The sequence below is a fragment of the Streptomyces sp. NEAU-174 genome (genome assembly GCF_052665095.1).
Window position 1 is genome coordinate 720,027 of the sequence record NZ_JBQTCE010000003.1, and the last position, 14,410, is coordinate 734,436.

Below are 14,410 nucleotides of genomic sequence, written 5' to 3' on the forward strand. Positions count from 1 at the left end.
GGGCGATGACCGCCACTGCTGTCGGTGGTGGCCGATACCCTCGCGGTCATGGCTGTCAACACGTCCGCGGAGGCGCCGATCCCGGTCGGCGAGGTGTCCCGGCTGATCGGGGGCTGGATCGACCGGCTCGGCGCGATCTGGGTCGAGGGGCAGATCACCCAGCTGTCCCGGCGCCCGGGCGCCGGTGTGGTGTTCCTGACCCTGCGCGACCCCAGTTACGACATCTCGCTCACCGTCACCTGCTTCCGCGCCGTCTTCGACAAGATCGCGGACACGGTCACCGAGGGCGCGCGGGTCGTGGTGCACGCCAAGCCGGAGTGGTACGCGCCGCGGGGCCAGCTGTCCCTGCGGGCCGCCGAGATCCGCCCGGTGGGCGTGGGCGAACTGCTGGCGCGGCTCGAGCAGTTGAAGAAGGCGCTGGCGGCGGAGGGGCTGTTCGCCGCCGACCGCAAGAAGGCGCTGCCGTTTCTGCCGCAGCTGATAGGGCTGGTCTGCGGCCGCGCCTCGGCCGCCGAGCGCGATGTGCTGGAGAACGCGCGGCTGCGCTGGCCCGCCGTCCGCTTCGAGGTGCGCAATGTGGCTGTGCAGGGGGTGCACGCGGTGCCGCAGGTGATCGAGGCGGTCAAGGAGCTCGACGCGCTGCCCGAGGTGGACGTGATCGTGGTGGCGCGCGGCGGCGGCAGCGTGGAGGACCTGCTGCCGTTCTCGGACGAGCAGCTGGTCCGGGCGGTGGCCGCGTGCCGTACGCCGGTGGTCTCCGCGATCGGCCATGAGCCGGACTCGCCGCTGCTGGACCTGGTCGCCGATCTGCGCGCCTCCACGCCCACGGACGCGGCGAAGAAGATCGTGCCCGATGTGGGCGAGGAGCTGATGCGCGTCCAGCAGCTGCGGGAGCGGGCGCTGCGCAGTGTGCACGGGCTGCTGGACCGGGAGGAGCGGGGGCTCGCCGCCGCGCTGGCCCGGCCGTGCATGCGGGAGCCGCACCGCATGGTGGACGAGCGCGAGGAGCGGATCACGGCGGTGCTGGAGCGCGCCCGCCGCTGCCTGGGCCATCTGCTGGACCGGGCCGACTCCGAGCTGGCCCACACCCAGGCGCGGGTGGTCGCGCTCTCCCCCGCCGCGACGCTGCGCCGTGGCTATGCGGTGCTCCAGCACCCCGACGGCTCGGTGGTGCGGGCGGCCGAGGAGGTCGCGGAGGGCGAGGAGCTGCGGGCGCGGGTCTCCGAGGGCGAGTTCCGGGTGCGGGTCGCTGTCGGACCCGCTGAATAGGGTGAGGGGTATGGCGAAGACGGACGAGCAGACCGGGCAGGCCGGACAGACCGGGCAGACGGACGGGCGGGCCGGGCAGGGCGCGCGGGCGGAGACCACGCTCGGCTATGAGCAGGCGCGGGACGAGCTGGTCGAGGTGGTCCGCCGCCTGGAGGCGGGCGGCACCAGCCTGGAGGAGTCGCTGGCGCTGTGGGAGCGCGGCGAGGAGCTGGCGAAGGTCTGCCGCCACTGGCTGGAGGGCGCGCGGGCCCGGCTGGACGCGGCGCTGGCGGAGGACGAAGGCGCCGAAGGCGCCGAGGAAGCGGAGAGCGCCGGGGAGGGCTGACCGTCCGGGCCCGGCCCGGACGCAGCCACGGACGCAGCCACATTGTGATTCAGCGCACCTTCCCCACCCCACACCATCTTTTTAGTTGAACATTAATCTAAGCGCCGTACAGTGGAGCCCGTCAGCGATATCCCCGCTTATGCAGAGGTTTCTTCCATGGCACTCGTTCTCGACCCCGCCGCCCAGGACCTGCTTTTCCGTGAGGCCCGCACTGCCAACACCTTCACCGATGAGCCGGTGACCGATGAGCAGGTGCAGGCGATCTACGACCTGGTCAAGTACGCGCCGACCGCGTTCAACCAGTCGCCGCTGCGTATCGTGCTGGTCCGCTCGCCCGAGGCCCGTGAGCGGCTGGTCCAGCACATGGCCGAGGGCAACCAGCCCAAGACCTCCACCGCCCCGCTGGTCGCGATCCTCGCCGCGGACAACGAGTTCCACGAGGAGCTGCCCGCGCTCTTCCCGCACTTCCCGCAGGCCAAGGACGTCTTCTTCGCCGAGCGTGCCGCCCGTGAGCAGGCCGCGGCGCTCAATGCCTCGCTTCAGGCCGGTTACTTCATCCTGGGCATCCGCGCCGCCGGTCTCGCCGCCGGCCCGATGACCGGCTTCGACCCGGCCGGGGTCCAGAAGGAGTTCCTGGACGAGGACCACACCCCGCTGATGGTCATCAACATCGGCAAGCCGGGCGAGGACGCCTGGTTCCCCCGTGGCCCCCGCCTGGACTACGACGACGTCATCACCACGGTCTGATCGACTCGCTCGATCACCCTCGACGCACCACGGGCCCTTGGCCTGGACCGCCGGTCCGGGCCAAGGGCCCGGCCGTCACAGGGACCGGCTCGCTCAGCCCTTCTTCTCGGTGAGCGCCTCGGCCATCTTCGTCAGCTGCCCGTACGACGCCGTCCCGGTGACCACCGTGGTCACGCCCGGCTCCTCGCGCACCAGCGCGTCGTACTTGTCGCCGTCGTAGCGGACCCAGTCCTTGCCGTCGATCCGCTGCGTGCGCTTGGTCTCCCGCGCCTGCTGGGTGACCTCCTCCACGAACGGCACCGGCTTGCCGTCGCTCTGCTCGACCGCGATGTACTCCTCGTTCTCGTCGAGGAAGCCGAGGTGCCAGAGCGCGCCGTCCTCCGCGGCGGCCGGGCGGTAGGTCACCGAGGTCGCGCGCCAGCCCTTGGGCAGGGTCCCGGGCTCGGGGGCTGCCACCGGGTACGGGGCGGCGCGGCGGGCCGTGGCCAGCTCCACGCGGTAGTTCACCGTCTTCACCCCGGAGCCCTTGGGGCCCTCGTCATGCGGGATACCGAAGAGGTAGATGGCCGCCGCGACGACGCCGATCGCCGCCAGCGACAGCACCATGTCCCGGACCGTCTCTTTGCCACGCATACCTGCCACGCCCCCTATCGTCCCTCATCGGGTCGCCGCACCTCGCAACAGGGCCGCGCTCATCCGTGGGGCGCGCTCATGCGTAGGGCGCGCTCATGCGTGGGGCTATCTGCTCACTTAGCCAATCAGCGGATAAAGTCATGAACACCCTCACCCTTCTGATCCCCCTCGCGGGGCGGAGGGGCCCTCACGGTCCGTCGCCGTACAGAAAGGTGCGCTCCGATGACCGAGCATCATCTCCCGTCCCAGCTCGAGGTCAGCCCCGAGGCTCCCGATCGCAACCTCGCCCTGGAACTCGTCCGGGTCACCGAGGCGGGTGCCATGGCCTCCGGACGCTGGGTGGGCCGCGGCGACAAGAACGGCGCCGACGGCGCCGCCGTCAAGGCCATGCGCTCCCTCGTGCACACCGTCTCGATGAACGGCGTCGTCGTCATCGGAGAGGGGGAGAAGGACGAGGCGCCGATGCTCTTCAACGGTGAGCGCGTGGGCGACGGCACCGGCCCGGAGTGCGATGTGGCCGTGGACCCGGTGGACGGCACCACGCTCACCGCGAAGGGCATGGCCAACGCCGTCTCCGTGCTCGCGGTCGCCGAGCGCGGCACCATGTTCGACCCGTCGGCCGTCTTCTACATGGACAAGCTGGTCACCGGCCCCGACGCCGCCGAGTTCGTCGACATCACCGCGCCCCCCGGCGTGAACATCCGCCGGATCGCCAAGGCGAAGAAGTCCAGCCCCGAGGATGTCACCGTGGTGGTCCTGGACCGCCCCCGCCACGAGGGCATCGTCAAGGAGATCCGGGAGGCGGGCGCCCGGATCAAGTTCATCTCCGACGGCGATGTGGCCGGCGCGATCATGGCCGCGCGCGAGAGCACCGGTGTGGATCTGCTGCTGGGCGTCGGCGGCACGCCGGAGGGCATCATCGCGGCCTGTGCGATCAAGTGCCTCGGCGGCACCATCCAGGCCAAGCTGTGGCCCAAGGACGACGAGGAGCGGCAGCGCGCGCTCGACGCGGGCCACGACCTGGACCAGGTGCTGGAGACGGACGACCTGGTCAGCGGCGACAATGTGTTCTTCGTCGCGACCGGCATCACCGACGGGGATCTGCTGCGCGGGGTGCGGTACCGCGCGGAGACCGCCACCACCCAGTCGCTGGTCATGCGGTCCAAGTCCGGGACGATCCGGCAGATCGACTCCACCCACCGGCTGGCCAAGCTGCGCGCCTACGCCTCGGTCGACTTCGAGCGGCCGAGCTGAGCGAGGTGACGGCGGCGTTCGGCCAACGGGGCGTTCAGCAAGGCGGCGTTCAGCCAACGGCGTCGTTCGGCCGACGCCGTGTGACAGACGCCACGTGACAGACCCCGCATGACAAGGGCCGGGCTCCGCCTCCCGGCGGCGCCCGGCCCAGGTCCCGAAGAGTTCAGCCGGCGGCGGCGACCCGCACCGCGCGCTGTAGCTCCGCCTCCCGGCGCCGGCGACGGGCCAGCACGACCCGGCGCTCGGCCGCGGTCAGCCCGCCCCAGACTCCGTACGGCTCGGGCTGAAGCAGTGCGTGCTCCCGGCACTCGACCATGACCGGGCAGCGCGCGCAGACGCGCTTGGCGGCCTCCTCCCGCGACAGCCTGGCAGCCGTGGGCTCCTTGGAAGGAGCGAAGAACAGCCCGGCCTCGTCCCGTCGGCACACCGCCTCCGAGTGCCAGGGGCCGGCCTGATCCCGCGCGGGGACGCGCTGCGGGGGCACGGCGGCTTCCAGCAGGGGCTGATGCGGTTGCAGCACGGTCTACTCCTGACGACGGCTCCGGTGGTCACCCTTGCCCGCCTCGAGGTGTACGGCCCCGTTAGCACCCCCATCAGCCGTACGAGAGACGATGCACCAAGCCTTACCCGCTGTGCGCGCGCTTATGCACACCGTTGTCCCACCCGGAACTTCCCCGTGCACACCCCTTCTTCAGGGCTTATGCTCGCAGGTTCTTGAGCCGCTTGCCCCGCTTGGGCTTGGCCTCCACACCGCCGAAGACGGCGAACCCGGTGACGTGGATCACAGGAGCGTCGGGATCCTGCGCCTCGTATGCCGTGACGTCGAAACCGCCGAGGATGCCCGCGCCCGAACCGCGCAGCGAGACGTTCTCCGGGACCTTGATCTCCACCCCGCCGAAGGCGGCCACGACATGGATGACGATCTCCTGCTGCTCGAAGAGCGCCTCGGTCAGATCGATCTCGATGCCGCCGAAGACCGCCAGGGCGTTCGTACGGCGCCTGACCCGCCAGCGGCCCTTGCGGGTCGAACCGCCGAAGACCGCCACCAGGTTCTCCGACTCGGGGAGGGAGCGCTGCCACTCCGACTCCGCGTCACGCCCGGAAGCGGAGGCGGCGCCGCGGGTGGGGGCGGCGGGCAGATCGCGCACCAGGGGCTCCAGCTCGCCGAGGGTCTTGGCGCGATAGACCGCGTCGATCCGCTCGGCGTGCTCCTCCGGCTGGAGCCGCCCCTCGGCGAGAGCCTCCCGCAGGATGTCCGCGATCCGGTCGCGGTCCGCGTCGGACGCGCGGAGCTCGGCCTCCGCGGCGGGCGCCGGGGCCGGGGCCGGGGCGGCCTCGGGGGCGGGGGCGGATTTGGTCAAGGGCACGGGCTGCTGCTCATCCACGGGCTCAGCGTACCCAGTCGCGATCTATCGCGACTAGTGGTCGATCCCTGGAGTCTCCCTGATCCTTCCCCTACCGGACCCTGCCTCTGCTACTGAGCCCTACCTCACAGACCCCGTCCCGCCGCCCCGTTCTACGCTTATGGACGCGCTGTCGACGAAGTCAGCCCAAGCCCTGTCGAGTGAGGAATGGCCGAGATGCCAGAGTTTGCCTATTCGGACCTGCTGCCCCTGGGAGAGGACACCACGCCGTACCGTCTGGTGACCTCCGAGGGCGTGAGCACCTTCGAGGCCGATGGGCGCACCTTCCTGAAGGTCGAGCCGGAGGCGCTGCGCACGCTCGCGGCCGAGGCGATGCACGACATCTCGCACTATCTGCGCCCCGCCCACCTCGCCCAGCTGCGCCGCATCCTCGACGACCCCGAGGCGAGCGCCAACGACCGCTTCGTCGCGCTGGACCTGCTGAAGAACGCCAACATCGCGGCGGCCGGGGTGCTCCCGATGTGCCAGGACACCGGCACGGCCATCGTCATGGGCAAGCGCGGGCAGAACGTGCTGACGCAAGGGCGCGACGAGGAGGCCCTCTCGCGCGGTGTCTACGACGCGTACACCAAGCTCAACCTGCGCTACTCCCAGATGGCCCCGCTGACCATGTGGGAGGAGAAGAACACCGGCTCCAACCTGCCCGCGCAGATCGAGCTGTACGCGACCGACGGCGGCGCCTACAAGTTCCTCTTCATGGCCAAGGGCGGCGGCTCGGCCAACAAGTCCTTCCTCTACCAGGAGACGAAGGCGGTGCTCAACGAGGCATCGATGATGAAGTTCCTGGAGCAGAAGATCCGCTCGCTGGGCACGGCCGCCTGCCCGCCGTACCACCTGGCGATCGTGGTCGGCGGCACCAGCGCCGAGTACGCGCTCAAGACCGCCAAGTACGCCTCGGCGCACTACCTCGACGAGCTGCCCGCCGAAGGTTCCCCGACCGGCCACGGCTTCCGCGACAAGGAGCTGGAGGAGAAGGTCTTCGAGCTGACGCAGAAGATCGGGATCGGCGCGCAGTTCGGCGGCAAGTACTTCTGCCATGACGTGCGGGTCGTACGGCTGCCGCGGCACGGCGCCTCCTGCCCGGTCGCGATCGCGGTCTCGTGCTCCGCCGACCGCCAGGCGCTCGCCAAGATCACGCCGGAGGGCGTCTTCCTGGAGCAGCTGGAGACCGACCCGGCCCGCTTCCTGCCGGAGACGACGGAGGAGGAGCTGGTCAAGGGCGCGGGCCCGGACCTGGACGCGGTCGCCGTCGACCTGGACCGGCCGATGGACGAGGTGCTGGCCGAGCTGACCAAGCACCCGGTCAAGACCCGGCTCTCGCTGACCGGCACGCTGGTGGTCGCCCGGGACATCGCCCACGCGAAGATCAAGGAGCGGCTGGACGCGGGCGAGGAGATGCCGGAGTACCTGAAGAACCACCCGGTCTACTACGCGGGCCCGGCCAAGACCCCCGAGGGCTATGCCTCGGGCTCCTTCGGGCCGACGACGGCGGGCCGGATGGACGCGTACGTCGAGCAGTTCCAGGCGGCGGGCGGCTCGAAGGTCATGCTGGCCAAGGGCAACCGCTCCAAGCAGGTCACCGACGCGTGCGCCGCGCACGGCGGCTTCTACCTGGGCTCGATCGGCGGCCCGGCGGCCCGGCTGGCCCAGGACTGCATCAAGAAGGTCGAGGTCCTCGAGTACGAGGAGCTGGGCATGGAGGCGGTCTGGAGGATCGAGGTCGAGGACTTCCCGGCGTTCATCGTGGTGGACGACAAGGGGAACGACTTCTTCCAGGACCCGGCGCCCCAGCCGACGTTCACGAGTATTCCGGTGCGGGGGCCGGGGGTGGCGTAACGCCTGTGGGGCGGCGGAGGCGTGGATGCGCCCCCGCCGCCCTTACCCGTCCCATCCCGGGGGCTCCGCCCCCAGGCCCCCGACCGGCCCGGGACCGGCCCTGTCCTCAAGCGCCGGACGGGCCGGTTTGGTCAGCCCCTCAGCGCCGCCTCGAAGGCGCCCGGGCGCTGGGTGACGCCGCTGCACCGGGTGTTGGGGACGACGTTCGCGGTCGGCTCGGGGGCCGCGGCACCGGCCGTGGGGGCGGCCGGGGTGGCGGACCGGGTCATCTCCGGGGTGCACGGCTGGTCCCGTTCGGCGGACCACATCGACAGCCGTCCGATCCCCTTCTCCGCGGCGAACCGCGCCAGACCGGCCGCGTCCTCCAGCGTGAAGGTCTCGCCCGTGACGTCGTTGACCCCGATCATCGGAGTCACGGCGAGGATCTTCCAGGCGGCGGCGTCGGACATGCCGAACACCTCGCGGATCCGGGCCTGGGCCGCGGTGGCCGCCTGGACGGCGTAGTCGCCCATGTCGCCGGTGTGGTCGCCGCTGTAGTTCATCGCCATGATGTTGACGCCCGAGAGGATGACCCCCTCCTGTTTGGCGGCCTCCAACTGGGCGACGCCCTGCGGGGTCAGCCCGTCCGGCATGGCGGGCAGGGTGAAGGAGACGTTCAGACCCTCGTGGGTGCGCTGGATGAGCGCGAGCGCCTGGGCGCGGCGGGCGGCCGCCTCGGTGTCGGCGAGCGCCTCGCCCTCGAGATCGAAGTCGATCCTGGCGGACTGGTACCGCTCGATCACCTCGGCGTACGCGGAGGCGAGTTCGGGGACGTCGGTGCAGACGGTGGCGAGCTCGGTGCCCTCGGCGCCGCCGAAGGAGATCCGTACGTCGCCGCCCGCCCGGCGGACGCCCTCGATCCGGGCCTCCAGCCCCTCGTCCTCCAGCGAGGTGCCGCCGTCCCACACCGGGGTGCAGCCGTCGTCCGCGACGACGAAGCCCAGCGAGAACTCCTTGACCCCGCGCGACGCCGCGGCGGCCATGTCGTACCCCGAGTCCGACCAGGCGTTGACGTACGGCACGAACTCGGCGGGCGGGCGCGCCGCGGGAGGCTGTGACGCCCGGGGCTGTGAGGGCGCGGCGTGCGGCTCGGGCGACTGCTTCTGGTGTCCCGCCCATACGGCGATGGTGGCGCAGACCACCGCGCCGGCCACGGCGATTCCGCTCATGCGGGGGCTGGCCCTCATGGCTCTGGCTCCTCCTTGTGGTCCGGTACGAGGCGCCGGGGGCCTGTGCCGCCCGTGCCCTTCTCCCGGCCAAACCTCGCATATTCGGTGAAGCCTACTGAACTATGACACACCGCATGTTTGACTTATATGTCGCATGTCGTATTTTCTGCATTAACCTCTTCCGTATGGATCCTCAGTCAGATGTGGCCGAGCGCGCGCCTTCGCGTCCCCTCCGCGCTGACGTGGCCCGGAAGGGGCCCGTGTTCGTGGACCTGTCCGGGCGCCGTGGCCGACTGGTACGACATGTGGGCGTCATCGCGGGAGCCGCCTGCCTCGGCTATTCGGCGGTCCTGGGGCTGGCCTACGCGGGCGGCACCCCGTTCGCGCCACAGACGCTGATCCCCGGACATCCCGTCTCCACCGAGGCGTTGGGCCGGGGGCCGGCCCACACCCGCGAGGCGCGTTCGGGGCCCTCCGAGTCGCACAAGCGGCGTGACGCGCACGCGTACGGCTACGAGGAGGAGTACGGGGACGACGGGGACGGGCCGACCCACCGTCAGCACCGGCGCGAGCGGCATGCCTCGGGGCGCCCGGCGCACCGGGACGCCCGGGAGCCCGTCGCCCTGCCCCCCATCACCACCCGGCCACGGCCCGCGCCGCCGCAGCCCGGCCCGCCCAAGGCCCCCCGCGCGGCGGCGCGGCACTCCCCCGCGCACCACCGCCCCGGCGGCCCCCAGTCCGCCGCGGGGCACCGGTCCGGCAAGCACCACAAGACCGGCCACACGCCGTCACATCCGGCCGGACACCAGCCCGGCAAGCGGCCCGCGGGCGCGTCGCACACCCCGTCCAAGCAGCACCCCGCCGGCGCCGAGCCGCCCGCCGAGGGCTCCGGCCATCCGCAGGCCCCCGGCCACACCACGCGGCCCGGCCACGGGTCCCCCCAGAAGCCCCAGTCCCAGAAGCCCCCGCAGGCCGATTCGCCCAAGCCCCCGAAGGGGCCCGCCGGAGACGGCGCCCCGGCCGACGGGCCGGGCACCGGCAAGGGCGGGCCCAAGGCCGAGGACGACGCGTCGTGAGCGGCGGCAGACCGCCGAGGCTGCCGCGGCCGCGCCGCCGGCTCCCCGCGCCCCGTCAGGACGGCGCGCCCCGTACGGTGTTCCGCCTGACCGGCCCCGGCCGCCGCGCCGCGCGCCGCAAGGGCGGACCGGGCGGACCAGGCGCCAAGGGCAGGCTCACGAGCAGGCTCAGGCTCATCGGCAGACTCAAGCTCACCAGCCGGTTCCGTACCGTCAGGCTGCGCAAGCTCCGCACCCGCACCCGGATGGCGCTCGCCCTCGCGACCCTCCTCGCGCTGGTGTGCACCCTGCTGCTGGACGGCTATCTGCACGCCGAGGTCGGCAACGACGCCCGGGTGCACCGCTCACAGGCCGCCCGCACGGTCCCCGACCGGCTGCGCAAGGGCGGCCCGGTGATCACCTTCGACCACCGGGGAAAGGCCACCGAGCACGCCATCCCCGCCAAGACCATCGCGCTGACCTTCGACGACGGCCCGGACCCGCGCTGGACCCCGGAGATCCTCGACGTGCTGCGCCGCCACAAGGTGCGGGGGACCTTCTTCGTACTGGGCCAGATGGTGATCCGCCATCCGGAGCTGGTCCGCCGGATGCGGGCCGCGGGCCATGAGGTCGGGGTGCACACCTTCTCCCATGTCGACCTGTCGTACCAGGACAAGGGGCGCATGGACCGCGAACTGGCCCAGTCCCAGCTGGCCCTGGCCGGTGCGGCGTCCATCACCAGCTCGCTGTTCCGCGCGCCGTACGCCTCCCAGGTCCGCGCGCTGGACGACCGCACCTGGCCGGTCCAGCAGCACATCGGCTCCAAGGGCTACGTCAGCGCCTTCGTGGACACCGACAGCGAGGACTGGCAGCGGCCCCCGGTGAAGGAGATCGTCCAGAACGCCACTCCCGAGGGCGGGAAGGGCGCGTCGGTGCTCTTCCACGACGCGGGCGGCAACCGCGCCCGCACGGTGAAGGCCCTGTCGATCTACATCGAGCGGATGAAGAAGAAGGGCTACTCCTTCACCACGGTCACCGGCGCGCTCGGCGCCCACAGCGCCAACCACCCGGCCCGCGCCCTGCCGGTCTGGGAGGGCCGGGCGCTGATCTGGGCGGCCGCGGTCAGCCACAGCGCGCTGCCGTTCCTGATGGGGCTGCTGGGCCTGGTGGGCTTCTCGGTGATCGGGCGGCTGCTGCTGATGGTGGTCCTCGCCTGGTGGCACCGGCGCTCCCGGGAGCGGCGGCGCTGGAGCCGGGTGCAGGAGGTCACCGATCCGGTGAGCGTGATCGTGCCCGCGTACAACGAGAAGGAGTGCATCGCCAACACCCTGAAGTCGCTGTCCGCCTCCACCCACCCCATCGAGATCCTGGTCGTGGACGACGGCTCCACCGACGGCACCGCCGATATCGCCGAGGCGATGGGGCTGCCCAACGTACGGGTGCTGCGCCAGGCCAACGCGGGCAAGCCCGCGGCCCTCAACCGGGGCATCGCCCATGCCGGCCACGAGCTGATCGTGATGATGGACGGCGACACCGTCTTCGAGCCCACCACCATCCGGGAGCTGGTCCGCCCGTTCGCCGACTCGCGGGTGGGCGCGGTGGCGGGCAACGCCAAGGTCGGCAACCGGGGGAAGCTGATCGGCGCCTGGCAGCACATCGAGTATGTGATGGGCTTCAACCTCGACCGGCGGATGTACGACCTGCTGCGCTGCATGCCCACCATCCCCGGCGCGATCGGCGCCTTCCGCCGCCGGGCGCTGCTGGATGCCGGGGGCATGAGCGCGGACACCCTGGCCGAGGACACCGACATCACCATCGCCCTGCACCGGGCCGGCTGGCGGGTGGTCTACCAGGAGCACGCCCGCGCCTGGACCGAGGCGCCCAGCTCCCTCGGCCAGCTGTGGAAGCAGCGCTACCGCTGGTCCTACGGCACCATGCAGGCGCTGTGGAAGCACCGCCGCTCGCTGATCGACCGGGGGCCCTCGGGGCGGTTCGGGCGGGTGGGGATGCCGCTGGTGGTGCTCTTCCAGATCCTCACCCCGCTGTGCGCGCCGCTGATCGACCTCTTCACCCTCTACGGGGTGATCTTCCTGGACCCGGTGCGCTCGCTGCTGGCGTGGGCGGCGCTGCTGCTGGTGCAGCTGCTGGGCGCGGCGTACGCGTTCCGGCTGGACCGGGAGAACTACCGGGCCCTGGCCGTACTGCCGTTGCAGCAGATCGCCTACCGCCAGCTGATGTATCTGGTGCTGCTGCACTCCTGCGTGACCGCGGCCACCGGCGCCCTGCTGCCGTGGCAGAAACTCAAGCGCACAGGCGAGGTGGACACCCCACGGGCGCCCGAGGCCGTACGGTGACCGGGCTCACCCGTTCGGCTCAGCGGGCGCGGGAACACGGCGTGATGTGAAGACGCTGTGCTGGACGGAGGTGTCCCCATGACCGACGAGAGCCACCGCGACGACGGCCCCCAGGAGGGCTACCGCATCGAGCACGACTCGATGGGAGAGGTCAGGGTGCCCGCGCACGCCAAGTGGCGCGCCCAGACCCAGCGGGCGGTGGAGAACTTCCCCGTCAGCGGGCAGCGCCTGGAGCGGGCGCACATCCAGGCGCTGGCCCGGATCAAGGGCGCGGCCGCCCTGGTCAACGCCGAGTTGGGCGTGGTGGACAAGGAGATCGCGAGGGCGATCTCGGAGGCGGCGGCCGAGGTCGCCGAGGGCCGCTGGGACGACCACTTCCCGGTGGACGTCTTCCAGACCGGCTCCGGCACCTCGTCCAATATGAACACCAACGAGGTGCTGGCCACCCTGGCGAGCGAGCGCCTGGGCCGCCCGGTGCACCCCAATGACCACGTCAACGCCAGCCAGTCCTCCAACGACGTCTTCCCCTCGTCCATCCACATCGCGGCCACCGCGGCCGTCACCGGCGATCTGATCCCGGCCCTGGCCCATCTGGCGGAGGCGCTGGAGCGCAAGGCCGCCGAGTTCGCCGAGGTGGTCAAGGCGGGGCGGACCCATCTGATGGACGCCACTCCGGTGACCCTCGGTCAGGAGTTCGGCGGCTACGCGGCCCAGGTGCGGTACGGGATCGAGCGGCTGCGCGCCTCGCTCCCCCGGCTGGCCGAGCTGCCGCTGGGCGGTACGGCGGTGGGCACCGGGATCAACACCCCGCCCGGGTTCGCCGCCGCCGTCATCGCCGAGCTGGCCCGCGCCACCGGGCTGCCGCTGACCGAGGCCAGGGACCACTTCGAGGCGCAGGGCGCGCGGGACGGGCTGGTCGAGACGTCCGGGCAGCTGCGGACCATCGCGGTCGGCCTCACCAAGATCGCCAACGATCTGCGCTGGATGGCGTCGGGCCCGCGCACCGGGCTCGCCGAGATCGCGCTGCCCGATCTCCAGCCCGGCTCGTCGATCATGCCGGGGAAGGTCAACCCGGTGCTCCCCGAGGCCACGCTGATGGTCGCGGCGCAGGTCACCGGCAATGACACCACCGTCGCCACGGCCGGGGCCGCCGGGAACTTCGAGCTCAATGTGATGCTCCCGGTGATCGCCAAGAATCTGCTGGAGTCGATCCGGCTGCTGACCAATGTCTCCCGGCTGCTCGCGGACCGCACCATCGACGGGATCACCGCCGACGCCGAGCGGGCCCGGGAGTACGCGGAGTCCTCGCCGTCCGTCGTCACCCCGCTCAACCGCTACCTCGGGTACGAGGAGGCGGCGAAGGTGGCCAAGCGGTCGCTCGCGGAGCGCAAGACGATCCGCGAGGTGGTGCTGGAGTCCGGCTATGTGGAGCGGGGGCTGCTGACGCTCGACCAGCTGGACGAGGCCCTCGACGTCCTGCGCATGACACATCCTTAGCCGGGCGTTGGCCCCCGGTTGCGTCATAGGTCACGGCATCGCGGCCCGCGCGCACCTAAGATCTGCTCATGACAGCGGACATCGTGGAGACGACGGGGACGGCGGAGGCCGCCCGGTGGGCACCGGGCGACCACATTCTGTGGCGCTATCGGGCGAACGCCTCCCACCTCATCCACATCTGCCGTCCCGTGACCGTCGTCGAGGACACCGCGGAGCTGCTCGCCGTCTGGCTCGCCCCCGGCACCATCTGCGTCAAACCGCAGCTCACCGACGGCACCTCGGTGCACCACGAGCCGCTGCCCACCCGGTACACCAAGCCGCGGACCACCGCGCGCTCCCAGTGGTTCGGCACCGGTGTGCTGAAGCTGGCCCGGCCCGGCGAGCCGTGGTCGGTGTGGCTGTTCTGGGACCATGGCTGGCAGTTCCGGAACTGGTACGTGAACCTGGAGGAGCCGCTGGTCCGCCGGGACCGCGGAGTGGACTCCGAGGACCACTTCCTGGACATCGCGGTCTACCCCGACCGCAGCTGGGAATGGAAGGACGAGGACGAGTTCGCGCAGGCGCAGCGGGCCGGGCTGATGGGTCCCGAGCAGGCGGAGCGGGTCCGGGCCGCCGGGCGGGCGGCCGCGGCGACCATCGAGTCCTGGGGAGCGCCCTTCCGGGACGGGTGGGAGAACTGGCGGCCCGACCCCGCGTGGTCGGTGCCCGCTCTTCCGGCGGACTGGGGCCGTACGGACAAGAAGCACACCTCGGCACACTCGAGGTCATGAACCTCTTGTCGTGTCCCAGTGTTTCAAACGTAGGATCG

Annotated in this window: 13 protein-coding genes; 9 read left to right on the forward strand and 4 right to left on the reverse strand. The window is 71.6% G+C overall.

The genetic code is table 11. The features are described 5' to 3' along the window. The first annotated feature begins 48 nt into the window (after positions 1–48). From xseA to ACT2CW_RS12595, 3 genes are all read left to right on the forward strand, one after another. Positions 49–1,269: an exodeoxyribonuclease VII large subunit gene (xseA, locus tag ACT2CW_RS12585; protein ID WP_037960337.1), complete on the forward strand. Its 1,221-nt coding sequence runs from the start codon at positions 49–51 to the stop codon at positions 1,267–1,269. A gap of 10 nt (positions 1,270–1,279) precedes the next feature. Next, positions 1,280–1,594 (forward strand): exodeoxyribonuclease VII small subunit, encoded by a 315-nt coding sequence (locus ACT2CW_RS12590; RefSeq protein ID WP_445516573.1) that lies wholly within the window; start codon positions 1,280–1,282, stop codon positions 1,592–1,594. Positions 1,595–1,750: 156 nt separating this feature from the next. Beyond that, on the forward strand, positions 1,751–2,341 hold the full coding sequence (locus tag ACT2CW_RS12595) for a malonic semialdehyde reductase (protein WP_445516574.1): 591 nt from the start codon (positions 1,751–1,753) through the stop codon (positions 2,339–2,341). 93 nt (positions 2,342–2,434) lie between these two features. On the opposite strand, the gene ACT2CW_RS12600 is transcribed toward ACT2CW_RS12595, so the two are convergent. After that, entirely contained in the window at positions 2,435–2,974 is a 540-nt protein-coding gene (locus ACT2CW_RS12600; RefSeq protein WP_445516678.1) for a DUF4245 domain-containing protein, read from the reverse strand. Between the two features lie 222 nt (positions 2,975–3,196). Between ACT2CW_RS12600 and glpX the strand changes: the two genes are divergently transcribed. Further along, the gene (gene glpX, locus ACT2CW_RS12605) at positions 3,197–4,228 is read left to right on the forward strand and encodes a class II fructose-bisphosphatase (RefSeq protein ID WP_020868721.1); all 1,032 of its coding nucleotides are present in this window, start codon (positions 3,197–3,199) and stop codon (positions 4,226–4,228) included. Positions 4,229–4,391: 163 nt separating this feature from the next. Here the strand turns inward: glpX and ACT2CW_RS12610 are convergent, their stop codons facing one another. Both ACT2CW_RS12610 and ACT2CW_RS12615 read right to left on the reverse strand, forming a co-directional pair. Next, entirely contained in the window at positions 4,392–4,748 is a 357-nt protein-coding gene (locus ACT2CW_RS12610; RefSeq protein WP_020868722.1) for a WhiB family transcriptional regulator, read from the reverse strand. A gap of 178 nt (positions 4,749–4,926) precedes the next feature. Beyond that, positions 4,927–5,613 (reverse strand): DUF1707 SHOCT-like domain-containing protein, encoded by a 687-nt coding sequence (locus ACT2CW_RS12615; RefSeq protein WP_445516575.1) that lies wholly within the window; start codon positions 5,611–5,613, stop codon positions 4,927–4,929. Between the two features lie 186 nt (positions 5,614–5,799). On the opposite strand from ACT2CW_RS12615, the gene ACT2CW_RS12620 reads away from it, so the two are divergent. Then, positions 5,800–7,488 (forward strand): fumarate hydratase, encoded by a 1,689-nt coding sequence (locus ACT2CW_RS12620; protein ID WP_445516576.1) that lies wholly within the window; start codon positions 5,800–5,802, stop codon positions 7,486–7,488. Positions 7,489–7,619: 131 nt separating this feature from the next. On the opposite strand, the gene ACT2CW_RS12625 is transcribed toward ACT2CW_RS12620, so the two are convergent. Further along, complete coding sequence (locus tag ACT2CW_RS12625) at positions 7,620–8,714, reverse strand: chitinase (protein WP_445516577.1); 1,095 nt, start codon at positions 8,712–8,714, stop codon at positions 7,620–7,622. Between the two features lie 167 nt (positions 8,715–8,881). Between ACT2CW_RS12625 and ACT2CW_RS12630 the strand changes: the two genes are divergently transcribed. From ACT2CW_RS12630 to fomD, 4 genes are all read left to right on the forward strand, one after another. After that, complete coding sequence (locus tag ACT2CW_RS12630; RefSeq protein ID WP_445516578.1) at positions 8,882–9,772, forward strand: hypothetical protein; 891 nt, start codon at positions 8,882–8,884, stop codon at positions 9,770–9,772. After that, entirely contained in the window at positions 9,769–12,105 is a 2,337-nt protein-coding gene (locus ACT2CW_RS12635) for a bifunctional polysaccharide deacetylase/glycosyltransferase family 2 protein (protein WP_445516579.1), read from the forward strand. Before ACT2CW_RS12630 ends, ACT2CW_RS12635 begins: the two co-directional genes overlap by 4 nt. Positions 12,106–12,183: 78 nt before the next feature. Continuing rightward, positions 12,184–13,602: a class II fumarate hydratase gene (locus tag ACT2CW_RS12640; protein WP_445516580.1), complete on the forward strand. Its 1,419-nt coding sequence runs from the start codon at positions 12,184–12,186 to the stop codon at positions 13,600–13,602. 68 nt (positions 13,603–13,670) lie between these two features. Continuing rightward, positions 13,671–14,372, forward strand: coding sequence for a cytidylyl-2-hydroxypropylphosphonate hydrolase (fomD, locus tag ACT2CW_RS12645; RefSeq protein WP_182473394.1), 702 nt, complete (start codon positions 13,671–13,673; stop codon positions 14,370–14,372). Positions 14,373–14,410: the final 38 nt, after the last annotated feature.